Here is a 26,610-nt window from a genome sequence, read left to right as displayed (position 1 = left end):
GGATTTACCACCGAAAACGGTGGTAAATCCACCAAGATCGGCCAGGGCGGTGCTGGAATGCGGACACTCGCGCGGGGAATTGACCGCGCGCGGGCCAGCCGCCCAGAGGAAAACTCTTTCCGGTGGTAATCCACCAAGATCTCTGTTGAGCGGGTCACCCCGCGCGAGGGATTGACCGCAAGTGATCAGGCAGCCGAGAGCAGGGCTTTTTCCGGTGGTGAACCCTCCAAGATCGGCCCGGGGTGGGGCCGGAAGGCGGACGCTCTCGCCGGAATCGACCGCGAGCGGGCCGGGGCGCGAGAACAAGATCCGGAACGGTGGTGAATCCGCCGAGATCGGCCATGGGGGCGCTTGTGCGGAGAAGGGGAGGCGGAGGCGCTCAGTCTTCGGGAGCCGGCTCCGGGGGACGGTGTGCTCGGGGTGGTGCGGTAGCCGGTGACGGCCGCATTCGGCCCGGCGGCCGCTGGACGGTCCGGTGTTCCGCATGCGTCGCGGGGTGGACAGGGGACTTTTCATGCCCGTACCGAAAAAATGCCCACCGGGAGGCCAGGACCACCGCGACGCCCAGAAGCAGACCCGCGACCACGTCGCTCGTCCAGTGCACGCCCAGGTGGACGCGGGTGAGGGCGGTGACCGGCGGGATCACCCAGAGGGCCCACAACCGGGGGAAGATCATCACGAAGACGGCGACGCCGAGCACCGCGTTCAGGGCGTGGCCGGACGGGAACGCGTAACCGGCGGCCGAGGACACCGGGTCGGGGAAGTCCGGGCGGTCGCGCAGGAACACCAGTTTCAGCAGGGCGCCGAGCAGGCCGCCGGCGATCATCGTGGTGGCCACCCAGGCGGCGGTACGTCTCGCGCCCTTGCGGAGCAGCCAGATCACCAGGATCAGGGCGGCAAGGCGGAAGACGTTGGGCTGGAACAGGTTCGTCAGCCAGGTCATCGCGGTGGTCAGCGCCGGGCCCGCGTGGGCGGCCTCGTGCAGCCGGGCGGTCACCGTCCGGTCGAGGGTGTGCAACGGGCCCCAGCCGCCCGCGACCAGGGCCGCGATCAGCGCGAACAGGGCCGGTGGCAGCAGTGCCGACCGGGCTCGGACGGAAGGTGGTTCAAGCCGCATGGCGAACCATTACCCCACATCCACCTGCGAAGATCCTGTCAGAAGAGTTCCACGTCGCCGGAGTGCTGATCGGGGCGGCCGGGCAGGTGGGAGCGGTCGGCGGCGTACTCGTTGATCTGGCCGATCGCGTTCTGCACCTGGCCGACCAGGTCGTTGATGCCGTGGTGCTGGGCGTCGGCGACCGTGCGGACCTGGGCGATCGCGGCCCGGACGCCGGTCAGCGTGTCGGTCACGGTGGCCACCGCGCTGGACACGTCGGTGGCGGTGGTGGTCAGCGTGTTCAGGGTGGCGGTGATCCGCTCGGTGGACTCGGCGGTGTCGTCGGCCAGTTTGCGCACCTCGTCGGCGACCACCGCGAAACCCAGGCCGGCGTGACCGGCGCGGGCCGCCTCGATCGTCGCGTTCAGCGCCAGCATCCGGGTCTGCCCGGCGATCGACGCGATCATCGCGACCAGTTCGCGGGTGGCCGGCAGGCTGACCGTCAGAGCCTCGGCGGCCTGGTCGGCGCGCACCGCGTGTTCGGCCATCTGCTCGGTGGCCGAGTAGGCGGCCGCCGCCCCGGCGTTGATCTCGTCGACCGAGGTCTTCACCGCGTCCACCCCGCGGACCGCGTCGCCGAGCTGGTACGCCACCCCGCCGATGATCTGCTCCGACTCCGCCGCCGACCGGCGCTGCGTGTCGGCCCGTTCCTGCTCCCGGTCCCTCATCTGCTGTTCTCGCTCGTGCGCCTCGTGGTCGCGGAGGCCGGCCACCTCGTCCGCGTGCCGCTCGATCGCGGCGAGCATGTCGTTGATGGCGGCGGTGACCGCGCTGATGTCCGGGTCGTCCGACGGCGGCACCCGCAGGGTCAGATCACCGGCCGCCATGATCTGCTCGGTGGTCCGGCGCAGCGGCTGCACCCGGTGCCGCACCGCCCGGCGCATCGCCATGCCCACCAGCACCGCCACGGTGGCCACCGCGAACAGCATCACCACGGCCAGCTGGGCCAGCGTGATCAGGGCCCGGGCGCGGATCGGCCGGTCGTTGAGACCCTCGAACGTGACGGGTACGCCGTCGACGCCGACGATCGTGCAGGCCACCGCCATCTCGTCGCCGACCGTCGCGGTGGTGACGGTGATCGTGCCGAAGGCGCTGGCCAGCTCCCGAAGCGGCTCGGCGCCCGGCCGGGGTTGCGGGCGCAGGACGATCTCGTCGTCGGTCCGTCCCGCCAGGGCGGCGAGGCCGGTCTCGTCGAGCGCCATGAGCAGCAGCAGCGAGCCGTTCGGCGAGCCCACGCCCTGGTCCCGGTAGACCGGGAAGGAACAGAACTGGGTGGGGGTGCCGGTCGCGCTGGTCAGCCCGCACCGGTCGTCGCCGGCCGGACCGGTGTGGATGTAGTCGCGCAGCACGGCGGGATCGTCGAGCGGGGCGGGCAGCGACCGGTAGACCGCGCCGTCGATCCGCCCGCCCGCGCGGATCCGGCCGTCCAGGTCGGTGAGTACGGCGCCGGAGAAGCCGTACTCGCGGGACAGCACGGTCGGCGGGAGGTCGACCACGAACCGGGCGGCGTTCCCGGTCTCCAGAGTGCGGTAGAGGGTGGTCCAGATCGAGTTGGTCACCCCGAAGTCGTGCAGCCGCTGGGCCTGGGCGCTGATCGCGACCCGCAGCTCCTCGGACTCCTTGCCCAGCATGGCGCGTTCCAGCCGGTCGAAACCCGACATGGTGACCAGGTAGACCGGCACACCGAGCACCACCAGCATCACCGTGACCATCCCGAGTACCGGCAGCCACACCTCCCGCCGGAATCGCCCCATACCGCTCTGTTCGGCACGAACCCGGACCGGCTGAGCGCTCTTTCTCAACCCTCGCGGTGTCCGGCCGATCACCCAGGGCGTGAGGACGCGGGTGCCGTTGTGGGCGGGCTGGCTGGTGGCGGCGGTCATCGCCGCGCTCTGCTTCCCCCTGCTGCCCGACGACAGCCTGCAGGCCAAGATCTACGTCAACACGGTCGGGCTGTCCGCGGTCACCGCCATGATCGTCGGGATCGCCCGGAACCGGCCCGAACACCGGGGCGCCTGGCTGCTGTTCGCGGTCGGGGTGCTGACCTTCGTCTCCGGCGACATCACCTACGACGTGACCGAGCTGCGGCTGGGGGAGTATCCGTACCCGTACTGGGCGGATCTGTTGTATCTGTCGGCGTACCCGCTGCTCTGGGCCTCGTTGTACCGGCTCGGGCGCGGCCACGGCGAACGGGACCGGGGCGGGATCATCGACGCCGCGGTCATCTCCACCGGCATCGGCCTGATCTTCTGGGTGACCGTCGTCGGGCCCACCCTCGCCGACGCCGGCTCGCCGCTGCTGGACCGGTTCGTCACCATCGGGTACCCGCTCGCCGACGTGCTGCTGACCACCGCCGTCGCCCGGATGCTGACCCGGCCGGAGAACCGCACCCCCAGCCTGCGCCTGATGTCGCTCGGCGCGATCCTGATGCTCTCCTGCGATCTGATCTACACGACCATGTCCAGCACCACCGAGTACACCGGCGGGTTCGTCGACTCCGGGTTCCTGATGGCGTACGCCTGCTGGGGTGCCGCCGCCCTGCACCCGTCCATGCGGCAGCGGCCGGACACCTCGTTCACCGCCGGCCAGATCGGCCGCGGCCGGCTCGCCCTCCTGATGATCTTCACGTTGATCGCGCCCGGACTGCTCTTCCTGCAGGGCGCCACCGACCCGGCCGCGATCGCCTGGAAGTCGCTCGGCATCGGCGCCGTGGTCCTCTTCCTGCTCGTCGTGTTCCGCATGTGGGGGCTGGTCCAGCAGGTGAAGACCCAGGCCAGCCGGCTCGGTGACCTGGCCATGCACGACGCGCTCACCGGGCTGGCCAACCGGCGCGCCTTCGAGGAGGAACTCAGCGCCGCGGTCGCCGCCGGCGCGCCCACCGTGCTGCTGCTCGACCTGAACGGTTTCAAGGCCGTCAACGACCGGTACGGGCACGCCGTCGGCGACCAGCTGCTCGCCGTCATCGCCCGCCGGATCGCCGCCGAGGTGCCGCCCGGTTCGATCGCCGCCCGGATGGGTGGCGACGAGTTCGCCGTCCTGCTGCCGTCGGTGTCCGCCCCGGCCGAGGACCTGGCCGTCCAGCTGCGCTCGGCGATCCACCGGCCGGTGCACGCCGGCGGGCAGGACCTGCTGGTCGGCGCCAGCATCGGGATCGCCGGGGCGACCGGCGCGGCGGCCGGCGACCCGGTGGAGACCCTGCGCCGGGCGGACGTCGCGATGTACGCCGCCAAGGCCGACGGGGGACGGCACCGGGCGTACGCCGCGGATCTCGACGACGCCGCCGGTGAGGAGGCCCGCCTCGGCGCCGACCTGCGCGCCGCCCTGGACCGCGGCGAGTTCCACCTGGTCTACCAGCCGATCGTGGAACTCCCGGAGGGCCGGGTGACCGCGGTGGAGAGCCTGCTGCGCTGGGAGCACCCGGAGCGCGGCTTCGTCAGCCCGGCCGCCTTCATCCCGGTCGCCGAACGCAACGGCACCATCGTCGAACTCGGCGAGTGGGTGCTGCGGACCGCCTGCCGGCAGTACGCCGAATGGTGGCGGCAGGGCGTCGCCCCGGAACGCATCGGCGTCAACGTGTCCGCCCGGCAGCTCGCCGACCCGGCCTTCCCCGGCGTCGTGGCGGCCGTCCTCGCCGACACCGGCATCCACCCCGCCCGTCTCGTGGTCGAGGTGACCGAGACCGCCGTCTTCGGCGGTGGGGTGGCGGTCCGCGCCGTCCGGGAGCTCAGCGACATGGGGGTGTCGATCGCCCTCGACGACTTCGGCACCGGGCACTCGTCACTCGGCCTGCTGCAGACCCTGCCGGTCCGGGTGCTCAAGGTGGACCGGTCGTTCGTCGAGAACGTCACGATGGCCGGCCGGCACGCGGTGATCGCCACCTCGCTGATCCAGGTGGCGAACGGCCTCGGCCTGGTCGCCGTGGCCGAGGGGGTGGAGACCGCCGAACAGGCCGCCGAGTTGTACCGCCTCGGGTACCGCCGGGCGCAGGGTTACCACTTCGGCCGGCCGGCCCCGGCTCAGATGTCGAGCAGCTCGACCGCGACGGTGGTGACGTCGCCGGGGGACAGCGACTCGGCGGTGCGGATCGCGCGTTTCACCGGCAGCACGTAGACGTTGCGGGTGCTGTCCGGGAAGACCGAGGTGGTCCAGGAGCTGCCGCCGAGGGTGGCGCGGACCCGCATCGAGCCGAAGCCGCGGGTCAGCCCGCCGGCCCGGTGCCGGATCTCCTCCGAGGCGTCCTCCGGCAGGCTGACGAACGTCCAGCTCTCGGCCCGGCGTGCTGCCCAGACCCACAGCTCACTCTCGAACTCCACGTGCATGCCCGCAGCATGCCACCCGGGTACGACATTCCGGTCCGGAACCTCTTAACACTGTTTACTGTAAGGACTACTTAATTTACGTTGATGACTATGCGATTCACCGGGCGCCGGGCCGCCCTCGCCGTCCTGCTGGCCTCCGTGCTGGCCGGGTGCGGTGGCGAGCCCGAGGCGGCGTACAACGAGACCGATGTGATGTTCCTCCAGATGGGGCTGGCGCAGAACGCCGAAGGCGACCGGGTCGCCCGGCTCACCGAGATGCGGGCCGCGAACCCGGAGATCCGGGCGGTCGCCGAGGAACTGCGCACCGCGTGGCGGGCCGAGACCCCGATGATGCGCGGCTGGCTCCAGGACTGGGGCAAGCCCCTCGAGGTGGCGCCGGACGAGGGACTGCACGCCGGGCACGGCGCCCTGCACGCGCTGCGCGAGGAGGACTTCACCGGGCTGGCCGAGTTCCAGGGGTCCGAGTTCGACCGGGCCGCGGTGGCACTGCTGCTCGGCAACCTGCACAACGGCATGGAGACCATCCGGATGCAGGTGGAGAAGGGGTCGTACCCGCAGGCGGTCGACCTGGCCGAGGACGTCACCGCGGCGCGGCAGGGCCAGATCCAGCGCCTTCTCGCCCTGTCCGCCGGCTGAAAACGGAAAGAACGGCGACCGCTACCTCGGGGCGATCGCGTTGCGGCACGAGCTGAACGACTTCCTGCTGCGCGCCGGTGGCCACGTCGGCTACAGCGTGCGCCCGTCCGAGCGCGGCCGTGGCCGGGCCACCTGGGCGCTCGGGGAGATCCTGGTGGCGGCCGGCAAGCGCGGCCTGAACCGGGTGCTGGTTACCTGCGACGTGGACAATCCGGCCTCGGCGCGGGTGATCGAGAACAACGGTGGGGTTCTGGAGGACGTCCGGGACACCGAGCTGGGCACCCTTCGGCGGTATTGGATCAGCCGATAGCCGGCGGGGTGGTCGGATCAGCCGGTAGCCAGCGGGGTGGACGGCAGCGCCCCGACGGTCGAGCGCAACGCCCGCAGCAGGGCGGCGATCAGCGGATCGGTGCGGCGGCGTTTCGAGGTGGCCACCCCGACGTAGCGGCACGGGCCGGGCGGGGTGAGCCGGGCCGCGGTCAGCCCGGAGGCGTCCGTGGTGAGCGCCACCTCCGGGATCATCGCGATCCCCACCCCGGCCCGGACCAGGGACTGCGCGAACTGGTAGTCGGTGCCCCGGCAGGCGGTCTCCACCACGAACCCGGCGAGCGCCGCGTACCGGTCGAGCATCTCGCTGACCGACAGGCAGCCGTGCACCCAGCGCTCACCGGCCAGTTCGGCGACGGTGACCGCGGTGCGCCCGGCGAGCCGGTGCCCGGCCGGGAGGACGATCCACATCGGGTCGTCGAGCAGCGGCAGCCAGTCCAGGCCGGCCGGGGCCGGTGCCGGCCCGTCGAAGTGGTAGGCCAGGGCCAGGTCGGCGGCCCCGGACCGGACCAGCGGCAGGCTCTCCTCCGGCTCGCTCTCGATCACGGTCAGTTCGACCGACGGCCGCTCGGTGGTGAACCCGATCAGCGCGTGCGGCAGGATCCGCTGCCCGCCGCTGGTGAAGGTGGCCACGGTGAACCGTTCCACCCGGTCGGCGGCGAGCCGGGCGATCTCCCGTTCGGCGTGGAGCAGCTCGGTGCTGATCACGTCGGCGGCGCCGACCAGGATCCGGCCCGCGTCGGTGAGTTCGACACCGCGGGTGCTGCGCCGGACGACGGGCGTGCCGACGGTTCGTTCCAGAGCGCTGATCTGCTGGGACACCGCGGACGGGGTGAGCCGTAGCTCGGCGGCGGCCCGGTTGAAGCTGCCGTGCCGGGCGACCTCGGTGAGCATGTGCAGCCGGCGCGGGTCGATCATCAGTTTTCCTTAAAGCGGCATCAGCTGGTCAGTACTTCCGCTGAACACCGTACGGCGCCAGGCTGGTGTTCGTGAATCGTCTCGCCTGGCTCCTCTTCGCCGCCGTCTCGTTCCTCTGGGGCATCCCGTATTTCCTCATCAAGATCGCGATCGACGACCTGTCCCCGCTGCTGGTGGTGGCCGGCCGGACCGCCATCGCCGCCGCCGTCCTGATCCCGGTCGCGCTGCTGCGCGGCACCCTCGGCGCGTTGCGCGGCAACCTGCGGGTGGTCGCGCTGATCTCGGCGGTGCACATCATCGGCCCGTTCCTGCTGATCACCTACGGCGAGCAGCACATCACCTCGTCGCTGACCGGCATCCTGATCGCGGTCGAGCCGGTGGTGATCGCGTTGCTGATGTCGCGCGCCGAACCGCTCACCCCGATGCGTACGGCCGGGCTGCTGACCGGCTTCGCCGGGGTGGTCGTGCTGGTCGGGGTGGACCTGGGCGGGGACGGCTGGGGTCTGCTCGGCGCCGGGATGGTGCTGCTGGCCGCGATCAGCTACGCCGTCGCGACGATCCTGGTGCAGCGCCGGGCCGCGCACCTGCCGCCGGAGGCGCTGACCGTCGGCACCACGGTCACCACCACGCTCGTGCTGGCCCCGGTCAGTCTGGCGGCGCTGCCCTCCGGGCCGGTCGGCGCGGACGCGTGGGGTGCCCTGGCGGCGCTCGGCGTGCTCTGCACCGCTGTGGCATTGCTCACGTTCTATCAACTCATCCGAATCGCCGGGTCGAACCGGGCCGGCCTGGTCACCTACGTCAACCCGGTGGTCGCGGTCCTGCTCGGTGTGATCATTCTCAACGAGCCGATCGGCGTCGGGACCATCATCGGTTTCGCCATGGTGGTCACCGGATGCTGGCTTTCCACCCGCCCGGCACCTACAAAGAGTGAGAAGACCGAAGCGCTGACCGCCTCGGTCTCCCCATCTGATCGGCTCTGACCAGGTCCTTTGTATAACGATGGGCAGACTGGCACGTACCGAACGCAAAAATTGCCAGTCAACTCACAGCTGGACGACAGCTCTCCGGCCTTTCCCGCACAGGGTTTTTGCGAAATCTTTGCCAAGTCTTCAAGATCAGTGGGAAGAGCTGGAGAGGAGCGCCATGCGGCAAGCGGGGACGACAAACCCGGTCGAGGCAATTTACGGTGGTCGCCATGTCGAGTGATCGCCCGATCTTCGTCGTCGGCTGTCCCCGGTCCGGTACGACGATGTTGCAACTCATGTTGCACGCGCACCCACGGATCGCACTACCGCCGGAGACACGATTCCTTCTTGCGGCGTACCAGAAGCGCGCCGAGTTCGGTGACCTGACCGAGGCCGCCAACCGCGAGGATCTGGCCCGCTTCATCGTCACCTCCTCCCAGTTCGACGACCTCGGCCTGGACGCCGAGCAGACCGTCGAGGCGATCGTGGCCGGCCCGCCGACCCTGGGCTCGGCGTTCGGCATCGTCTTCCGGATGTACTCGGAGCGGTTCGGCAAGCCGCGCTGGGGCGACAAGCGCCCGCTCTACCTGCGGCACCTGCCGACGATCCTGCGCCTGTTCCCGGACGCGCAGATCATCAACATCATGCGGGACGGGCGGGACTGCGTGGCGTCGCTCAAGGAGACGCCGTGGAAACCGTCCGAGTTCGACACGCTCATCGACTACTGGGCCAAGTCCGCCGACGCCTCGCTGATGGCCGCCCGGCGGTACCCGAAGGACGTCTACCACCAGGTGCGCTACGAAGACCTGGTCGCCGACCCGGAACCGCACCTGCGGAGGATGTGCGAGTTCCTGGAGGAGGACTACGACCCGGCGATGAGCACGCCGAACAAGCTGGCCTCGGTGGCCGTGCCGGAGTACAAGACCTGGCACACCCTCACCCACCAGGCGCCCACCACCGAGCGCATCCAGAGCTGGCGCACCCGGCTCACCGAGGAGGAGCTGCGCAAGTGCGAGGCGGCCTTCGGTGAGCAGCTGACCAAGTTCGGCTATCAGCCGTCCATCCCGGTGCCGCGCAGCGCCCAGATGCGCTCGGACGCCAAGATGCTCGCCAAGCACCGGCTGGGCCCGGCCAAGCAGGCGGCGCGCAACCTGTTCCGCCCGGCGCCCACCGAGCCGGCCGAGCCGCCGATCGCCGCGCTGCTCACCAAGGGCCAGCTGAAGCGGGTCTGACAGCCCTCGTCGTGTGGCACTTTCCGGTCCGATTCGGGCCGGAACGCGGCACGCCTCGTCGTGTGGCACTCTCCGGTCCGATTCGGGCCGGAACGCGGCACGCCTCGTCGTGTGGCACTCTCCGGTCCGATCCGGGCCGGAAAGTGCCACGTGAGCTAGCCGACCAGGCGGCGCTCCCAGGCCCAGGCGGCGATCTCCACCCGGTTCCGGGTGCCCAGCTTGCCGTGGATGCTGCCGAGATGGGTCTTCACCGTCCCGACCGAGATGAACAGCTCGGCGGCGATCTCCGCGTTCGTCTGACCCCGGGCGGTCAGCCGGACCACCTCCAGCTCCCGCGGTGACAGCCCGCCGTCCCCGCCGGCCGGCGCCGGGGCCGCCAGATGACGCAGCAACCGGACCGTGATCGACGGGCTGACCAGGGCATCCCCCGAAGCGGCCGCCCGCACCGCCTCGATCAGCAGGGCCGGTCCGGAGTCCTTGAGCAGAAATCCGGCCGCGCCGCCCATCAGGGCCTGATGCACGTACTCGTCGAGGTCGAAAGTGGTCACCACGACCACCTTCACCGGGTCCGGCACGTCCGGCCCGGCCAGCAGGCGCAGCGCCTGCAGCCCGTCCATCCGCGGCATCCGGATGTCCATCAGCGCCACGTCCGGTCTCAGCCGCCGCGCCTCGGCGACCGCCTCCACCCCGTCGGCCGCCTCGCCGACCACCTCCATGTCCGGCTGCGCGCCGAGGATCATGCCGAACCCGGTCCGGACCATGGCCTGGTCGTCGGCGATCATCACCCTGATCAAGAGACACTCCACTCCAGCGGCAGCACCGCGTCGACCACCCATCCGCCCCCGGCACCGGGCCCCGCGGTGATCATCCCGCCGACCGCGCGGACCCGTTCGGTCAGGCCGACGAGACCATATCCGGGACGTTCCCGCGGCATCTGCGGACGGGGTGCGGGTCCGTCGTTGCCCACTCTCACCAACAACTGCCTGCCGGTACGGGTGAGCCACACCTCGACCGCGCGCGCCTCCGGGGCGTGCTGCCGGACGTTGGTGAGCGCCTCCATCACCACCCGGTACGCCGACGTGGACACCTCCACCGGCAGCCCGGCCATGTCCCCGTCCAGATGCAGCCGGGCCTGTGCCCCACCGGCCGCGGTGAACTGCCCGACCAGCGTGTGCAGGTCGTCGACCCCGGCCACCGGGGCGAGCGGCGCGTCCGGCTGGGACCCGGAGTCGCGCAGCACCCCGACCATCCGGCGCATCGACGCCATCGTCTCCGAACCGGCCTGCTCGATCTGCTCCAGGGCCAGCAGCACCCGTTTCGGATCCTGCTCGGCGATGAACCGGGCCCCCTGCGCCTGCACCACGATCCCGGTGACGTGGTGGGCGATGAAGTCGTGCAGGTCGCGGGCGAACTCGGCGCGCTGCTCGGCCCGGACCGCGTCCACCGCCCGCCGCCGGTTGCCCTCCAGGGTGCGCAGGTAGACGCCGATGCCGATGGCGGCCGCCCCGGCCAGCGCCTGGATCAGCCCGAAAGTGACCACGTAGGTGCCACCGAGGGTGCCGGCCCGCAACGGCATGGTGCCCACCGCCAGCAGCAGCATCGCCGCCGCGGGGACCGCCCACACCGCCCGGCCCCGCCGGGACACCACCATCAGCACCCCGAGCAGGGCCACCGACTCGGCCAGCCCCCACAGCGACTCGGCGCTGCCGTTGCGGTACAGCCCGATCGACAGCAGTGCCGAGTGCAAGCCCAGCAGCAGCGCCGCCTGCGGGAGCACCGTCGAGTCCTGCCGGTGGGTGGGCAGCCAGACCGCCGCGGCGATCACCGCGGACGCGATCCGCCACAGCGCCACCGCCAGCCCGTTGTTGGCCAGGCCGCCCTGAAGGTCGACGATGCCGAGCAGAGCCATCAGGCCGAGCGCGGCGAACTGGCCCATCCGGAGCAGAGCAAGGTTCATCATCGTCACCCAGCGTAGGCGTCCCGGGTGACGGTCTTCATCGGCCGAAAGACATAGTCGAACCCCCGACGCGGGATGGATGTGCCGGATCCGCCGGCCGGACAGGATCCTCTCAGTCCGATCCCAGCGAACTTGGAGCTTGGAATGCAGAGGCAATCCTCACCCGTCACCGGCCGCGACGGCCTGTCGGCGGTCGCGGCGGTCGATCTGGTGAAGGTGTACGGCACCGGCGACACCGCGGTCCGCGCGCTCGACGGTGTCACCGTGGGCTTCGAGCGTGGCCGCTTCACCGCGATCATGGGCCCGTCCGGCTCCGGCAAGTCGACACTCATGCACTGCCTGGCCGGCCTCGACACGGCCACCTCCGGGCAGGTGCTGCTCGGCGGCACCGACCTGACCCGCCAGCCGGACAGGGTGCTGACCAGGGCCCGGCGCGAGCGGATCGGCTTCGTCTTCCAGTCGTTCAACCTGCTGCCGCAGCTCACCGCGGCCGCCAACATCACCCTCCCGCTCGACCTGGCCGGCCGGAAGGTGGACACCGCCTTCCAGGACCGGCTGATCACCACGCTCGGCCTGTCCGGGCGGCTCGGGCACCTGCCCGCCGAACTCTCCGGCGGCCAGCAGCAGCGGGTCGCCCTGGCCCGCGCGCTGGTCTCCCGGCCCGAGGTGGTCTTCGCCGACGAACCCACCGGCAACCTCGACTCCCGCTCCGGGGCCGAGGTGCTCACCCTGCTCCGCGACTCGGCCCGCGATCTGGGACAGACCGTCGTGATGGTCACCCACGATCCGGGCGCCGCCGCGTACGCCGACCGGGTCGTCCTGCTCGCCGACGGACGGCTGGCCGGCGAGATCCACGGCCCGGACATCGCCTCGGTCACCGACGCGCTGCAGAATCTGGCGGCCGGCCGATGAGCGTGGTCCTCCGTACCCAGATGGCGGGGGCCGGGAAGCGACCGGCCCGGCTGCTGCTCACCGGCCTGGCGGTGCTGGTCGCCTCGTTCGTCGTCTACGCCACCGTGCTCGCCCAGCAGATCACCGAACGCACCATCCTGAACGGGCTCAGCGGCACCCCCGAGTCGGCCGCCCTGGTGCTGCGCGACGGCGACCTGAACTCCGCCGACCTCGCCGCGATCGGGAAGCTCCCCGGAGTGGCCGAGGCGGCCGGCCGGATCGAGAGCGGGGTACGGACCCCGGCCGGCACCCTGATCCTGCTGGCCGACCCGGGCAGCGGGCCGCTCAGCAGAGTCACCGTCCGGGAGGGCCGTTACCCGGCGGCCACCGGGGAGATCGCGGTCACCCCGCGGACCGTGGAACGGATGGGCTTCGCCCCCGGCGCCACCCTCACCGTCGACTCCGCCGAGAACGAACCGGTCACCCTCACCGTGGTCGGCGTGGTCGACACCCGCGACGACTACGGCTATCTGGCGTACGTCTCGGTGCCCACCGTGAGAGCCGTCAGCGACGGCTGGGACAGCCTTCAGCAGATCGACGTCCGCCTCGACGCCGGCGCCGACCCGGCGGCGGTCCGCCAGCGGATCGAACCGCTGGTGGCCGGCGAGGGCGCGCCGGAGATCGTCACCGGGACGGAGGCCCGGCTCGCCGAGGCCCAGAACGCCTCCGGCCAGGTCGACGAACTGTTCATCATCGTCCGGGTCTTCGTCGCCGTCGCCGTCATCGCGGCCGGCCTGATCGCCACCTCCACCTTCCGGATCGTCTTCGCCCAGCGGATGCGGCAGCTCGCCCTGCTCCGCGCGGTCGGCGCCGGCCGGGGCGCGCTGGCCCGTGCCCTCGCCGCCGAGGGCGCGCTCACCGGCCTGATCGCCGGGATCACCGGGGTGCTGGCCGCGCTCGCCGCCGGCCATCTGGTCCCACCGGCCGCCGGGCTGTTCGGCGTGGACCTGGCCCGCCCCGGCTCCCCGTTCGGGCCGGCCCTGTTCACCGTGGCGCTGGCCGTGCTGATCACCGTGGTGGCGGTGCTCGCCCCGGCGCTCTCCGCCGCCCGGGTCGCCCCGCTCGAAGCGCTGCGCTCGGCCGTCACCACCGGCGCCCGGACCGGCGTCGGACGGCTGCGCACCGCCGCCGGACTGCTGCTCGCCCTGGTCGCGGCCGCGATCGTCGCCGTGGTGTGGGTGAACCTGCCCGAACGGGACGCCCAGGACTATCAGGCCGAGCCGATGCTGCTGGCCGTGGTCGGCTCCGGCGGGCTCGCCTTCGTCGCGCTGATCGCGCTCGGCCCGCTGCTGGTCCGGCCGGTCCTCGCGGTCACCGGCTGGCCGCTGCGCCGGCTCGGCCCGATCGGCCGGCTCGCCGTCGGCGGCGTCGGCGGCAGCATCCGGCGCGCCGCTGCGGTGTCCGTGGTGGTCGCGCTCGGCGTCACCCTGATCACCGGCACCCTGGTCGGCGCCGACTCGGTCCGGGTCCTCGCCGACCGGGAGACCATCGCCTCCGCACCCACCGACTTCGAGGTGAGCGGTCCGGGTGGCAGCACCCTGCCGGCCGGCGTCATCGAGAAGGCCCGGGACCGCGGCGAACTGACCCGGGTCACCCCGTACCGCCGGGTCGACGGCGTCACCGTCGGCGAGGCCGAGGTCCGCGTCACCGACCTGTCCACCACCGCCCTGCCCCGGCTGTCCCAGCTCGACGTGGCCGCCGGTGACGTCACCGGGCTCGCCCCCGGCCGGATCGTGGTCAGCGGATACCTCGGGCCGGCCGTCGGCGACCGGGTCACCGTCGGCCGCGGCGGGCGGACCCTGCCGGTCACCGTGGTGGCCGTCCTCGGCGACTCCACCCCGCTCGGCACCGAGATCGTGCTCGACCCGGCCGACCTGACCGCGCTCGGTGTCCCCGCCGCGCCCACCGGACTGCTCGCCGACGCCGCCGCCACCGGCGAGGACGGCCGGACCGCCGGGCTGCGCGCCCTGCGCGAGGTCATCGCCGCCCAGCCGGACCTCGGCGTCCAGGTCCTCGCCGACCAGCGGGACCAGGTCGAGGACGCGCTCGGGGCGCTGCTCGCGGTCGCCCTCACCCTGATCGGCCTGACCGTCCTGATCGCGGTCGTCGGGGTCGGCGCCACCAGCGCGCTGTCGGTGGTCGAACGCGCCCGGGAATCCGGCCTGCTGCGCGCGGTCGGCATGCCCCGCGGCGGTCTGCTCGCGATGCTGACCACCGAGTCCGCCCTGTACGGGGTGATCGGCGCCGTACTCGGCCTGGTGCTCGGTGTCCCGTACGCCTGGCTGGCGGTCCTGGCCCTCGGCATCGACGCCCCGCTGACCATGCCGGGCGGGCAGCTCGCCGGGGTGTTCCTGGCGCTGACCGCGCTCACCGCCCTGGCCGGTGTCCTGCCGGCCCGCCGGGCCGCGAAGGTGAGCCCGGTGACCGCCCTGGCCACCGACTGACGCCCCCGACCCGGTCGCCGTCGGTGCGTGCCGCGTTGCGGTGCGGATCGCGCCGGAAGGTGGCACGCGTGCGGTCGTTGTCGGTGTGTGCCGCGTTGCGGTGCGGATCGCGCCGGAAGGTGGCACGCGGTGGTGTCACACGGTTTGCGGGGCGCTGAGGTTGCGGGTGTGTGAGGTTTCCGACCGGCGGGCGCGCGCATCGCCGGAGGGGACGAGACGGGCCCGGACTGTCCGGTATGGTTCGCCGGCAATCGGTTGGCTCTCAGCACGGGGGATCGATGAAACGCAAAGTGGCAATCGGGATCGGAACGGCCACCGCGGTGCTCGCCGCCGGTGGTGGGGTGGCGATCCTGACGTGGCCGTCCGGGCCGTCCGGCGCGACCGCCCCGGCTCCGGTGGCGGCGCCGGTCGCCACACCGGCCACCGTCACCGGCACGCTGCCACCCGATCCGTCACCGGCCCCGCCCCGGGTGCGGAGCGCGCTGCGCACCGTCGGCCTCCAGGTCTCCGGGGCGAAGGCCGGCCTGCCGGAACGGGCCACCGAACGGTTCAGCATGCTCGGTGTCACCTGGGACGACGGCGCCTCCGCCCCGGATGGCACGATCGAGGTCCGGACCCGCAGCGTCGCCACCGGGAAGTGGTCCGGCTGGGAGAGCCTGGAGGCCCGCGACGACGCCCCGGACGGGGCCGAGGCCGCCGACCTGGGGCGCGGGGCGACCGCGCCGCTCTGGGTCGGCCCGTCCGACGGGGTGGCGGCCCGGATCGCCGGCCGGGGCGCCGGCCTGCCGAAAGGGCTGCGGCTGGACCTGATCGACCCGGGCAGCGAGCCGGCCGGGAGGAGGACGGGCAGCGAGCCGGCCGGGAGGAAGACGGGCGGCGGGACCGGGGGACAGGGCGGTGGTGAGCCGGTCCCCAGCGCGCCCGCACCGGACGTCACACCGTCCCTGGTGACGCCGTCCACGGAGACGCCGGTGGACGACCCGGCGCCGGAGCCGACCGAGCCGGTGGCCGAGGAGCCCGAGCCGGGCGAGCCGTCCGCCGCACCGGCGCCCGAACCCGCCGTGAGCGACCCGGCGGCCCCGGCGCCGGCCGGATCGGTGGCCGCCCCGCCGGCCGAGTCGGGTAAGGCGTCGATCAGCGCGTCGACGACCGCGCCGATCGCGGCCCGCTTCCCGTCCTACGTCACGCGCGCGGGCTGGAGCGCCGACGAGACGATCGTCAAGCGGGACGAGATCGTCATCGCCGACACCGTCCAGGTGGTCTGGCTGCACCACACCGCACACGCCAAGACCGGCGCCAACGACTACAGCTGCGCGGCGGCGTCCACCATCATCCGGGCCATCCAGACGTACGACATCGAAAGTGATGGTTTCTCCGACATCGGCTACAACTATCTGGTCGACAAGTGCGGGCGGCTGTACGAGGGCCGGGCCGGCGGGGTGGACAAGGCGGTGGTTCCGGCCGCGGTGAAGGGTTTCAACACCGGGTACGCCTCGATCGCGGTGATCGGCGACTACATGACCGCGGCCTCGACGGCTGCCGTGGAGGCGGTGGTCGCGCAGGTGGCCGCGGCCCGCCTGGGCAGGTACGGCTTCGACCCGGCGAGCCAGGTCACCCTGAAAGCCGTGATCGACAACGACAGGTTCAAGACCGGCGACACCTTCACCGTGCCGCGGCTGGCCGGGCACCGGGACGCCGACGCCACTCTCTGCCCGGGTACCGGACTGGTGAACCGGCTGCCGGCGATCCGGTCGGCCGCGCAGCTGACCGCCACCGGCCTGGCCCTGACGTCGGTCACCGGCGGTGGGCTGACCGCGGGGGCGTACCACGTCAAGAAGTCGGCGGCCCTGAACTGGACGGTGAGCGCCGAGTCGACGCCGATCGCCGGTTTCGACGTCCTGGTCGACGGTGCCGTCGCCACCACCGTGGCCGCGGACGAGCGCACCGCCACGGTGGCCGTCCCGGCCGGCAAGCACACCGTCACCCTGCGGGCCCGGCACACCTCGGGCGGCACCGCACAGCTCGGTGTGGTGATCCACGGCGACCCGACCGCGCCCACCTTCAAGTCGGCCATGACGCTGGTGCTGGGCACCGGCACGTACAACGCGGGTGCGGTCCCGGTCCGGCTGACGCCGAACGGCGCGGACAACCTGAAGCTCGCCGGGTACCGGGTGAGCAAGCCGAAGGCGGCCACCCTGGGCCCGGTGACCAGCTGGGCGACCACCGTCAAGCCGGGCGCCGCGACCTGGACGGTGACCGCCTCGGACGTGGCCGGCAACACCCGCACCGCCACGCTGAACCGGACCGTCACGATCGCCGCGGAGACCGCCGCGAAGAAGTCCGGCACCTGGACGAGGAAGACGAGCACCGGTCACCTGGGCGGCAAGGCGCTGACCGCGTCGACGAGGAACGCCAAGCTGACCTGGACGTTCACCGGCCGGAACGCGTCGCTGCTGTTCTCCCGGACCGCCAAGAGCGGCAAGGTGGCGATCTACGTGGACGGCAGGAAGGTCACCACGCTGGACCTGAAGTCGGCCAAGACGCTGAACCGGCAGGCGGTCTGGACCCGGAACCTGACCTACGGCAAGCACACCGTGGCGATCGTCGTGCAGGGCACGTCCAAGCGCCCGGCGGTGGTGTCCGACGGCCTGGCCTACCTCAGGTAGACCGGCGGACGTTCTCGCGTCGTTCGGCCCCGGTGTGCTCCGGGGCCGGGGGCAGGGTGAACGAGAAGGTCGCGCCCTGCCCCTCCGCGCTGGACGCGGTGATCTCCCCGCCGTGCCGTTCCACCGCCCGGTGCACGGTGGTCAGGCCGATGCCGGTGCCGGGGAAGTCGCGGGCGTCGTGCAGCCGGGCGAACGGGCGGAACAGCTGGCCCGCCTGGTCGGCCGGGAACCCGGCGCCGTTGTCACGCACGTAGAACCGCTGCCCGTCGCCGCCGATCTCCACGGCCGGGTGCTCGACCTTGCGGGTGAACTTGACCGCGTTGGTGATCAGGTTCTCCAGGATCACCCGGACCAGTCCCTCGTCCCCGTTGGCGACCATGTCCTCGCGTACGGTGAAATCGACCTGCCGGGACGGGTCGCGGGCCGCGACGTCGGCGATCACCTGGTGGGCCGTCGCGGTCAGGTCGAACCGCGACCGGCGCAGCTCGCCGCGGCTGGCGCGGGCCAGGATCAGCAGCGACTCGACCAGGTCGGCCATCCGCATCGCGGCCGCGTGGATCCGGGTCAGCCGGTGTTTGGTGGCGTCGCCGAGCGGCTCCTCGATCTCCTCCAGCATGTGCTCGGCGAAACTGCTGATCACCTGCAGCGGGCCGCGCAGGTCGTGGGAGACCGAGCCGGAGAACGCCTCCAGCTCCCGGTTGCGCCACTCCAGCTCCTCGACCAGCGCGGCCCGGGTCTCGGCCAGCTGCCGGGCCGCGCGCTCCTCGGCGGCGTCCAGTTCCCGGCGCATCAGCTCCTCACGGATCCGCCGGGCCTCGTCGTGGGACTGCTTGCGGCGGATCTGGGCCCGCACGTGCACCCGCAGCCCCTCCGGCACGTCGCTGTCGCGCACGTAGTCGTCGGCGCCGGCCGCCAGACAGTCCAGCATCCGGTCCTCGGCCCCGGTCATCACCAGCGGCAGATCCTCGGCCGCCGGCACCTCGCGCAGCCGCCGGCAGTCCTCCCGGGCCCGGTCCATGTCGTCACCGAGCCCCAGGACGATGCAGTCCACCGGCTGCGCGGCGAGCAGGTCGACGGTGTCGTCGATGCCGGTGGCCTGCACGATGTCGTAGCCGTCGGCCCGGAGCCAGTCGGCCCATCGCTCCAGCTCGGCCCGGTCGGCGCCGACGATCAGGACCTTGCCCGGACCGTGCAGGCTGCCGATCGCCTCGATCGGCAGCTGTTCGGCGCTCTGCCGCAGCACCACCGCCAGTTTGGCCAGCACCACCGCCATGTCCTGCTGTTTGCGGACGAACGCGTCGGCGCCCGCGTCCAGCATCTGCATCTCGGTCGCGTAGTCGTCGGCGGCGGTCATCAGCAGGCAGGGGGTGTCGCGCAGAGCCGGGTCCAGGCGCATCCGGCGGATCACCGTGGCCCCGTCGATGCCGGGCATCACCCCGTCGACGATCACCGCGTTCGGCCGGCGGTCGGCGGCCATCCGCAGGCCCTCCTCGCCGCCGGTCGCGGTCAGCACCGCGTAACCCTCCGGTTCGAGCAGGTCGCGCAGCTGCTCCCGGAAGGTGACGCTGTCGTCGATGACCAGCACCGTGGTGCGGTCGTCGGTCTGGTGCGGGATCTCACCGAGCAGCTGCCGGGTCCGGGCCACCACATAACCCGCGTCGTACGGCTTCCCGACGTACTCGTCCGCCCCGGTCCGCAGCCCGGCCAGCCGGTCGGTCACCTCGCTCTCACTGGACAGCAGCATGGTGATCACCCCGTCCCGCCCGGGGGTGTGCCGCAGCTCGGTGAGCAGTTCCAGGCCGTCGGCGTCCGGCAGCAGCACGTCCAGGACGGCCGCGTCGAACGGTTTCGCCGCGAACGCCGACCGCGCCTCGGCCCCGGTGGCGCACAGGATGGTGGCGAAGCCGTCGTCGGAGAACGCCTCGTGCAGGTCCATCCGCACGGTCAGGCTGTCGTCGACGATCAGCACGGTCGGGGTCATCGGTGCACCGCCGAGGTCAGTTCGCCGATCCGGGCGGAGATCCGGCCGGGCGGCAGCACGTGCTGCGCGGCCCCGATCAGCGCCGCCTCCCGGGGCATCCCGTAGACGGTGCAGCTGCCCTCGTCCTGGGCGAACGTGACGGCGCCCTTGTTGCGCATCTGCAGCAGCCCGGCCGCCCCGTCCCGGCCCATCCCGGTGAGCAGGCAGCCGATCGCGGACGGCCCGAACTCCTCGGCCACCGATTCGAACAGCACATCCACCGACGGCCGGCAGGAGTGCCGTTGCGGGCCGTCGCTGAGCCGGATCAGCTTGTCGCGGACGAACACGTGCCGGTCCGGGGGAGCGAGCAGGATCTGCCCGGCGGTCCGGCCGACCGGGGTGCCGTCGGCGGCGTACCGCACGTCGCGGCCGGTCTGCCCGGCCAGCCAGTCGGAGAACGCCACCGCGAACTGTTCGCTGGTGGCGATGTGCTGCACGATCAGCACCGGGGTGGTGAACGCCGGCGGCAGCGAACACAGCAGGGTGGTCAGTGCGCCCGGCCCACCGGTGGAGGAACCGACCGCCACCACCGACACCCCGCCCCGGGGCGCCGGCGCGGCCACCGGCACCGGCACCGGCGGCGCCGCGACCGGTGCGGTCCGCCGGTCCGTCCGCGACCGCGGCCGGGTGATCACCCGGATCCGCGAGACCACCCGCAGCGACGAGCGCAGGCGTGCCGCCCAGTTCACGTCCGAGTCGTCGCCGCGCGGCTTCTCCATCACGTCGACGGCGCCGGCGGCCAGGGCGTTGTACGTGCTGAACAGCTCCTGCCGGTCGGCTGACGACACCACCAGGATCGGCGTCGGATGGGACGCCATGATCTGCTCGGTGGCCTCCAGCCCACTGATCCCGGGCAGCATCATGTCCATGGTGATCACGTCGGGGCGCAGCCGGGCGGTCATCTGCACGGCCCGTTCCCCGTCCAGCGCCTCGCCGACGATCTCCAGCTCCGGGTCCGGGGCGAGCGCCTCACGCAGGTGGTGCCGCATGGTCGAGGAGTCCTCGACGATCAACACTCTGGTCATGAGCGGACCACCAATCGCCGGATGTGGCCGAGCAGCTGCTCCTGGTCGAACTCGCCCTTGACCACGTAGGCGCTGGCCCCGGCCGCCCGGCCACGATCCCGGTCGGCGGCGCTGGCCCGGGAGCTGACCAGGATGGCCGGCACCACCGCCAGTTTCGGGTCGGCGCGGGTCCGTTCGACGAAGGTGAAGCCGTCGATGCCGGGCATGTCGATGTCGGTGAGGAACAGCCCGTACCGGCGGGCCCGGGCCTTCTCCAGCCCCTCCTCGCCGGACGCGGCCAGATCCACCTCGTAGCCGGCCGACTCCAGGATGCTGCGCTCCAGCATCCGGGTGGTCAGCGAGTCGTCGACGACCAGGATCGGCAGCGGGGCGGCCACCGTCACGGCGGCCGGCCGGGCACCCGCCTGATGGCCGCGGAACACCTCGTCGGCCAGGCCCTGCGGGTCCAGCACCAGGCGCGGATTGCCGTCGGCGTCCACCGACACGCTGCCCACCACGGCCGACGCCGGGGCCAGCTCCGGCAGCGGGCGGGCCACCAGGCCGGAGGTGCCGGCCAGCCGGTCCACACCGATCGCGAACACCCCGCCGGAGCCGTTGACCACCACCGCGGCACCCATGCCCGGCGAGTCCGGCACCGTCGAACCGGTGTACAGCGCCTCGGCCAGCGGCAGGAACGGGGCCGCGCTGCCGTCGTACACGATCCGCCCGGCGGTCGCCGCGGCCGCCGCCTCCTCCGGGCTGAGCCGCACGCAGGCCCGGACCACGTCCAGCGGCAGGGTCGCCACCGTGCCGCCGGCCTCCACGTTCAGGCCGGTCATCGCCAGCAGCGCGAGCGGGAAGATCAACTCCACGGTGGCGCCCCGGCCGGGCGTGCTGTGCACCCGCACCTCGCCCTGGAGCTGGGCGGCGACCTCGCGGACCGCGTCCATCCCGATACCCCGCCCGGACACCTCGGTCACCGCCGGCGAGGTGCTGATCCCACCGTGCAGGACCAGGCCGAGCAGCTGGTCACTGTCCGGCGGCCCGCTTCCGGCGGACCACAGGCCACGAGCCTCGGCGGTACGGCGTAACGCCTCCAGATCGAAGCCACGGCCGTCGTCGACGCACCGGAAGATGGCGAACCGGCCCCGCCGTTCCACCTCGACGGTGATCGTCCCCTCGGCCGGCTTGCCCGCCGCCACCCGGTCCTGCTCCGGTTCGATGCCGTGCACCACCGCGTTGCGCACCACGTGCAGGAACCCGCCGCTGACCGGGCCGAGCAGGTGCGCGCCCATCCGGATCCCGGTGCCCTTGGCCTGGAACCGGACCCGTTTGCCCTCGGAGTCGGCGGCGTCGCGCACCGCCCTCCGCAGTGTGGTGAAGACCGAGCTGACCGGCACCAGCCGCAACCCCTCGGCGCGGGCCCGGACGTCCTCCAGCTCCCGTTCGATCTGATCGACCGCGTCGGTGAAACGGCGGCCGGCCGACCCCAGCTCGGCGGCCAGCCGTTCGGCCGCGGCCCGGGTCGCCGCCGCACCGCCCCGGCCCACTCGCAGCTGGTCGGCGAGGGCCTCCGCGGACCGGTGCAGCCGCTCGACGGTGGCACAGCCGGTGCGCAGCGGCGCCATCCGGGTGTTGGTCTCGCCGATCGCGTCCAGCAGCTCGTCCAGGTCGGCGGTGGCGGTCTTGGGGGCGAGCGACACCTCCTCACGCTGCTCCGGCTTCGCCGTCTCCGGCTTCTTCTCGTCCGGCGGCGCGGGCGGCTTCTCCATCACCGTGACACAGGCCGCTATCGCGTCGTTGAGCCGCAGCAGCTCGCGCATCTCCTCGGCGGCGATCGGCGTGGCGTCGTCACCCCGGTGCGGGACCAGGATCTCCTCGAACGCGTGCGCGTGGTCGGCGATCTCCTTCTGCTTGACCACCCGGGCCGCGCCCTTGAGCGTGTGCGCCACCCGCAGCAGCATCGCCACCGGCTCCGGGCCGGGCCGCTGATCCAGGTCGAGCACCCCGGCACTGATCTGGTCGACCAGCTCCCGCGCCTCGACCCGGAAGTACCGCAGCGGATCCTTGCCCTCGGCCATCAGTGCCGTCCGGTGCCCACGAGTTCCAGCAGGTCACCGGAGAGCGAGGAGAGGTGCGCCGCGGTCTGCTTGGTCTGTACCGCGCTGGCCTCGGTCTCCCGCGACACCCGTGCGGTGTCCGAGACCGCCACGTTGACCTGCTCGACCGCGGTGGTCTGCTGCTTGGTGGACAGCTCGATCTCCCGGGTGGCGTCGTTGGTGGTGGAGACCAGCTGGGCGATCTCCCGGAACGAGTTGGTCGCCGCGTCGAACTGCCGGGATCCGGCGTCCACCGCCTTGGCCCCGATCTCGGTGGCCATCACGGTGGTGTTGACCGCCCCGCGGACGTCCTCGATCAGCGCCCGGATCTCCTTGGCCGACGCCGCGGTCCGGTCGGCCAGCTTGCGGATCTCCTCGGCCACCACCGCGAACCGCCGGCCCCACTCGCCGGCCCCGCTCGCCTCGATGGTGGCGTTGATGGCCAGGATGTTGGTCTGCTCGGCCAGCTCCGACACCAGGTCCACGACCAGGCCGATCTGCTGGGACTTCTCGCCCAGCGCCAGCATGTGCTGGACGATCTGGTCGACCTGCGAGCGGATCGCGGTGATCGACGCCCGGGTCTGGTCGATGGTGGAGTCGCCGCTGCGGGCCGCGGTCTCGGTCTCCTCGGCGATCCGGGACACCCGCTGCGCCGCCTCGGAGATCTGCCGGGAGGTGATCAGCAGCTCGGAGATGGTGGTGGTGATCTCGCTCATCGCGCTGGCCTGGTCCCGGCCGCCGTTCACCTGCTGCGCGGCGGCCGCCTCCAGCTGGGCCGACGAGCTCTGGATGTGCCCGACCGCGGCGCCCACCTCGCGGCGCAGGTCCCGGCTGAGCCGCCAGGCCACCGCGGCCGCGCTGCAGGTGGTCAGCACCCCCAGCCCGATGATCACCACGATCGCCTGGCTGGCCCGTGACGATGCCGCCTCCTGATCGGCGGTGACGTTGGCCTGCACGAGGCCGATCAGCTGCCCCAGAGCGTTCTGGAGCTGTTTGCGGATCGGCGCCACCTGGGCGGTGTTGATCTCGGTGATCTCGGGAACGTTGCTGTTCTCCGCCCGCAACGCCATGACCTTGGTGATCGCCGCGACGTGCGCGTCGTCGAACCCGCTGATCTGCGTCAGGACCTGCCGCGCCTCCGGGTCGGTGATGTTGCGCTGAAGGGTGTCCAGCTGGGCGCGGAATCGGGTGTGATCGTCCTCGGTGAGCCGGGCGCTGTCCGGCGAGCCGTCCAGCAGGTAGGACCGGTAGTCGGCTATCCGCGCCTCCATGGTGCGGCCCAACTCCACCGCACCGGCCAGGTCCGTGGTCGCCGAGGCGATCGCGGCGTCCTTGGCGTTCACCACGACCACCAGGCCCACCACCGACGTGATGATGGTGAGCAGGGTGAACACGACGGTCACGCCGACACCGACGGCGAGCTTGCCTCCGAACGTACGTCCGGCCATCATCGGATCTCCTCGGGGACGGGCTGGTGTCCGGCCAGCTGGTGGACGAGTGCGCGAACGGCCGGGACGTCGACGATCGGGCGGTCGCCGTCCGGCAGCCGGACCACCCCCTCCAGGCAGCCGCGCTGCCCCTCGTCGTCGGTGGAACCGCTGACCACGTCCTTGAGCGGCACCCGCAGATGCCGGTCCAGCTCGTGGAAGGCCAGCGCCAGCGGCGGGGCGCCGGCGGTGAGCAGCAGCCAGCGGGGCCGCTGCGGGATCGAGTGCCCGAGCAGGGCCGCCAGGTCGTAGACCGGAACCACGGTGCCGGCGAAACCCGCCACCCCGAGCAGCGCCCGTACGGTCGTCGGCAGCGCCGTCACCGGCCGGTCCGGATGCACGCCGGAGGCCTGGGACAGGCGCAGCGCGTACGGCCGCCCGCCGGCTCCGACCGCGAGCAGCTCGATCGAGTCGCCGTCCAGGGTGCGGGCCGGCTGCGCGAACGACCTGTCGAAATCCGCCCGCAGCTCCTCGACCCGCCCGGTGACCGACGTGTTCCTCATGGCCGCACCCCGCACGCCTCCAGCTCGGTGCGGCACAGGGTGGTCAGCGCTAGCCGCCCGAACCCGCCGCCGAACAGCACGATCCGCTCCTCGGCCTCCTGTCCGAGCAGCCGCAGCGCCGCCTCCAGATGCTCGGCCGCACCACTGGCGTCGGCGCGCCGCCGGGCCAGCAGCCCCATCCGCAGCCGGGGCATCGCGAACTGCGGATCCAGGTAGGCGGCCAGCTTGTACTGCCCGGCCGCCTGGTCCGCGCAGTCCAGTTCGTGGCAGACGCCGAGCAGGTGGTGCGCGTCCGGCTGCGGCCCGCCCACGTCGATCAGCCGGTGCGCGGTGGCCCGGGCCTCGTCGACCCGGCCGATCTGGGCCAGCAGCACCCCGCGCAGCAGCACCTCCCGGTCGCCGAGCACCTCCAGGGCCTCGGTGAACCGGTCGTCGCGCAGCAGCCCGACGGCCCGCCGGTAGGCGTCGTCGGCGGGCACCGGCCGCGGCACCGGGGCACCGGCCGGGCGGGGGGCGGCCCGCTCGGTGGTCACCGGCGCGGCCGGTGCCGGCGCCGGTGCCGGTGCGCCGACCTGCCGCCGGTAGTAGACGGTGCCGCCGACGTGGCACACCACGAGGCCGTCCGGCCGGGGCCCCATCGAGTCGGTGTGCCCGAGGAAGAGGTAACCGCCGTCGGCCAGTGACCGGGTCATCTTCCGGTACAGATCGTTCTTGACGTCCTCGGTCAGGTACATCAGCAGGTTGCGGCAGAAGATCAGGTCGTAGCCGGCCGGCCGCCACAGCTGCGGGTCCTCACCGGCCACGTTGTGCTCGACGAACCGGACCGTGGCGGCCACCTCGTCGTCCACCCGGTACGCGTCCCCGGCACGACGGAACCAGCGGGCCCGGACATCCTCCGGGGTGTCCCGCAGCGACCACGGCGAGTAGGTCGCCGACCGGGCCTTCGCCAGCATCTGCCGGTTCGCGTCCACCCCGACCACGGTGACGATCCAGTCCGCCGACGGCTTCTGCTTCGCCGCCACGATGGCCAGCGAGTACGGCTCCTCACCGGACGAACAGCCGACCGAGAGGATCCGCAGCACCCGCTGCCCGGAACGGCTCCCGATCAGCTCCGGCAGCACCCGGTCCTGAAGCACCCGGAACTGCTCGTCGTGCCGGAAGAAGTAGGTCTCGGTGATGCTCAGCGCCTGGGCCAGCTCGGCGATCTCGGTGTTCCAGCGGCGCCCGGCCAGCCGGTCCAGGTAGTCGCGCTCGCTCAGCCCGTGCGCCTTGGCCCGGGCGGTCAGCACCGTCGCGGTCTGCCCCAGATCGGCGTCGGCGAAGGTCCAGCCGAGCCGGCTCTGCAGCACCTCACGGAACCGGGCGAGACTCTTCGACCCGGTCATGAGTCGCTCTCCGGTGGGCTGCCGGCCGCCTCCCACACCTCGTCGGGCACCGCCCGGATGCTGCGCAGCAGGAGCAGCGGCTCGGTGCCGATCGTGCCGACCGCCGCGATCAGTGCCTTGGAGACCCCGCTGAACAGGGCGGCCGGGCCCTCCGGCGGTTCGGCCCGGATCTCCTGGACGCCCATCACCGGCCCGGTGGCGCAGGCGATCATCCCGCGCCCGGCCTGCACCGCGACGTATCGTTCTATCTCGCCGGGCACCCCGGTCAGCAGCCGGGTCACGTCGATCACCGGGGCCGGGGCGCCGCGCAGGATGGTCAGCCCGCGGACGTACGGCGGGGTGCCGGCCAGTGGCCGGGTCTCCAGCGGCCGCATGGTCTCGACCACCTCGTCCAGCGGCAGCGCGCAGTAGAGCGGGCCGGCACGGAAGAGCAGGCCGAGGACGCCCGCGTCCACCGCCTCTGCCACGCCGCCCGGATGCCCCACCACGGCCTCAGGCTAGTCACCGTTTTGCGAACTTCGCTCGTTTTCGGGCTTTCCGG

20 protein-coding genes and 1 pseudogene are annotated in these 26,610 nt (G+C 72.5%); 8 read left to right on the top strand and 13 right to left on the bottom strand.

The window, feature by feature from the left end; all coding sequences use genetic code 11:
• Positions 1-379: 379 nt before the first annotated feature.
• Together ACQ0O7_RS38050 and ACQ0O7_RS38045 are read right to left on the bottom strand one after the other, a co-directional pair.
• Positions 380-1,117 (bottom strand): phosphatase PAP2 family protein, encoded by a 738-nt coding sequence (locus tag ACQ0O7_RS38050; RefSeq protein WP_430789966.1) that lies wholly within the window; start codon positions 1,115-1,117, stop codon positions 380-382.
• 38 nt (positions 1,118-1,155) lie between these two features.
• Positions 1,156-2,910, bottom strand: coding sequence for a methyl-accepting chemotaxis protein (locus ACQ0O7_RS38045; protein ID WP_430789964.1), 1,755 nt, complete (start codon positions 2,908-2,910; stop codon positions 1,156-1,158).
• 79 nt (positions 2,911-2,989) lie between these two features.
• Here ACQ0O7_RS38045 and ACQ0O7_RS38040 point away from each other — a divergent pair, with 79 nt between their 5' ends.
• A complete protein-coding gene (locus ACQ0O7_RS38040) occupies positions 2,990-5,266 on the top strand; it encodes a putative bifunctional diguanylate cyclase/phosphodiesterase (RefSeq protein ID WP_430789962.1) in 2,277 nt (758 codons plus the stop codon).
• On the opposite strand, the gene ACQ0O7_RS38035 is transcribed toward ACQ0O7_RS38040, so the two are convergent.
• The gene (locus ACQ0O7_RS38035; protein WP_430789961.1) at positions 5,173-5,475 is read right to left on the bottom strand and encodes a DUF1905 domain-containing protein; all 303 of its coding nucleotides are present in this window, start codon (positions 5,473-5,475) and stop codon (positions 5,173-5,175) included. The genes ACQ0O7_RS38040 and ACQ0O7_RS38035 overlap by 94 nt on opposite strands.
• Before the next feature lie 84 nt (positions 5,476-5,559).
• Here ACQ0O7_RS38035 and ACQ0O7_RS38030 point away from each other — a divergent pair, with 84 nt between their 5' ends.
• Positions 5,560-6,111 (top strand): DUF305 domain-containing protein, encoded by a 552-nt coding sequence (locus tag ACQ0O7_RS38030; RefSeq protein WP_430789960.1) that lies wholly within the window; start codon positions 5,560-5,562, stop codon positions 6,109-6,111.
• Between the two features lie 16 nt (positions 6,112-6,127).
• Positions 6,128-6,421, top strand: a pseudogene (locus ACQ0O7_RS38025) (GNAT family N-acetyltransferase); the annotation flags it as partial.
• A gap of 17 nt (positions 6,422-6,438) precedes the next feature.
• On the opposite strand, the gene ACQ0O7_RS38020 reads toward ACQ0O7_RS38025, so the two are convergent.
• The gene (locus ACQ0O7_RS38020; RefSeq protein WP_430789958.1) at positions 6,439-7,356 is read right to left on the bottom strand and encodes a LysR family transcriptional regulator; all 918 of its coding nucleotides are present in this window, start codon (positions 7,354-7,356) and stop codon (positions 6,439-6,441) included.
• 71 nt (positions 7,357-7,427) lie between these two features.
• Between ACQ0O7_RS38020 and ACQ0O7_RS38015 the strand changes: the two genes are divergently transcribed.
• Both ACQ0O7_RS38015 and ACQ0O7_RS38010 read left to right on the top strand, forming a co-directional pair.
• Positions 7,428-8,336 (top strand): DMT family transporter, encoded by a 909-nt coding sequence (locus ACQ0O7_RS38015; RefSeq protein WP_430789956.1) that lies wholly within the window; start codon positions 7,428-7,430, stop codon positions 8,334-8,336.
• A 215-nt stretch (positions 8,337-8,551) separates the two neighbouring features.
• On the top strand, positions 8,552-9,553 hold the full coding sequence (locus ACQ0O7_RS38010) for a sulfotransferase family protein (RefSeq protein WP_430789954.1): 1,002 nt from the start codon (positions 8,552-8,554) through the stop codon (positions 9,551-9,553).
• Between the two features lie 155 nt (positions 9,554-9,708).
• Here the strand turns inward: ACQ0O7_RS38010 and ACQ0O7_RS38005 are convergent, their stop codons facing one another.
• The gene (locus ACQ0O7_RS38005; protein ID WP_430789952.1) at positions 9,709-10,347 is read right to left on the bottom strand and encodes a response regulator; all 639 of its coding nucleotides are present in this window, start codon (positions 10,345-10,347) and stop codon (positions 9,709-9,711) included.
• Entirely contained in the window at positions 10,344-11,513 is a 1,170-nt protein-coding gene (locus tag ACQ0O7_RS38000; RefSeq protein WP_430789950.1) for a sensor histidine kinase, read from the bottom strand. Before ACQ0O7_RS38000 ends, ACQ0O7_RS38005 begins: the two co-directional genes overlap by 4 nt.
• 141 nt (positions 11,514-11,654) lie before the next feature.
• On the opposite strand from ACQ0O7_RS38000, the gene ACQ0O7_RS37995 reads away from it, so the two are divergent.
• From ACQ0O7_RS37995 to ACQ0O7_RS37985, 3 genes are all read left to right on the top strand, one after another.
• The gene (locus ACQ0O7_RS37995; RefSeq protein ID WP_430789948.1) at positions 11,655-12,422 is read left to right on the top strand and encodes an ABC transporter ATP-binding protein; all 768 of its coding nucleotides are present in this window, start codon (positions 11,655-11,657) and stop codon (positions 12,420-12,422) included.
• The gene (locus ACQ0O7_RS37990; protein WP_430789946.1) at positions 12,419-14,905 is read left to right on the top strand and encodes an FtsX-like permease family protein; all 2,487 of its coding nucleotides are present in this window, start codon (positions 12,419-12,421) and stop codon (positions 14,903-14,905) included. The genes ACQ0O7_RS37995 and ACQ0O7_RS37990 overlap by 4 nt, the downstream gene beginning before the upstream one ends.
• Positions 14,906-15,183: 278 nt before the next feature.
• Positions 15,184-17,571, top strand: coding sequence for an N-acetylmuramoyl-L-alanine amidase (locus ACQ0O7_RS37985; RefSeq protein WP_430789944.1), 2,388 nt, complete (start codon positions 15,184-15,186; stop codon positions 17,569-17,571).
• Here the strand turns inward: ACQ0O7_RS37985 and ACQ0O7_RS37980 are convergent.
• Genes ACQ0O7_RS37980 through ACQ0O7_RS37950 form a run of 7 tightly spaced genes read right to left on the bottom strand, consistent with a single transcriptional unit; the run spans position 17,564 to position 26,557 of the window.
• A complete protein-coding gene (locus ACQ0O7_RS37980; protein WP_430789942.1) occupies positions 17,564-19,552 on the bottom strand; it encodes a response regulator in 1,989 nt (662 codons plus the stop codon). The genes ACQ0O7_RS37985 and ACQ0O7_RS37980 overlap by 8 nt on opposite strands.
• Positions 19,549-20,616, bottom strand: coding sequence for a chemotaxis-specific protein-glutamate methyltransferase CheB (cheB, locus tag ACQ0O7_RS37975; RefSeq protein ID WP_430789940.1), 1,068 nt, complete (start codon positions 20,614-20,616; stop codon positions 19,549-19,551). Before cheB ends, ACQ0O7_RS37980 begins: the two co-directional genes overlap by 4 nt.
• On the bottom strand, positions 20,613-22,676 hold the full coding sequence (locus ACQ0O7_RS37970; RefSeq protein ID WP_430789938.1) for a hybrid sensor histidine kinase/response regulator: 2,064 nt from the start codon (positions 22,674-22,676) through the stop codon (positions 20,613-20,615). The genes cheB and ACQ0O7_RS37970 overlap by 4 nt, the downstream gene beginning before the upstream one ends.
• A complete protein-coding gene (locus ACQ0O7_RS37965) occupies positions 22,676-24,145 on the bottom strand; it encodes a methyl-accepting chemotaxis protein (protein ID WP_430789936.1) in 1,470 nt (489 codons plus the stop codon). Before ACQ0O7_RS37965 ends, ACQ0O7_RS37970 begins: the two co-directional genes overlap by 1 nt.
• Positions 24,142-24,684: a chemotaxis protein CheW gene (locus ACQ0O7_RS37960; protein ID WP_430789934.1), complete on the bottom strand. Its 543-nt coding sequence runs from the start codon at positions 24,682-24,684 to the stop codon at positions 24,142-24,144. Before ACQ0O7_RS37960 ends, ACQ0O7_RS37965 begins: the two co-directional genes overlap by 4 nt.
• A complete protein-coding gene (locus ACQ0O7_RS37955) occupies positions 24,681-26,069 on the bottom strand; it encodes a CheR family methyltransferase (RefSeq protein ID WP_430789932.1) in 1,389 nt (462 codons plus the stop codon). The genes ACQ0O7_RS37960 and ACQ0O7_RS37955 overlap by 4 nt, the downstream gene beginning before the upstream one ends.
• Positions 26,066-26,557 carry a chemotaxis protein CheW gene (locus tag ACQ0O7_RS37950; RefSeq protein ID WP_430789930.1) on the bottom strand — a complete coding sequence of 164 codons (492 nt, stop codon included), beginning with the start codon at positions 26,555-26,557 and terminating at the stop codon, positions 26,066-26,068. The genes ACQ0O7_RS37955 and ACQ0O7_RS37950 overlap by 4 nt, the downstream gene beginning before the upstream one ends.
• Positions 26,558-26,610 lie beyond the last annotated feature (53 nt).

Source organism: Actinoplanes sp. G11-F43 (assembly GCF_050589265.1).
Classification (GTDB): Bacteria; Actinomycetota; Actinomycetes; order Mycobacteriales; family Micromonosporaceae; genus Actinoplanes.
Note: the sequence above shows the minus strand (reverse complement) of the source record. Positions and strands in the feature narration are given on the sequence as shown.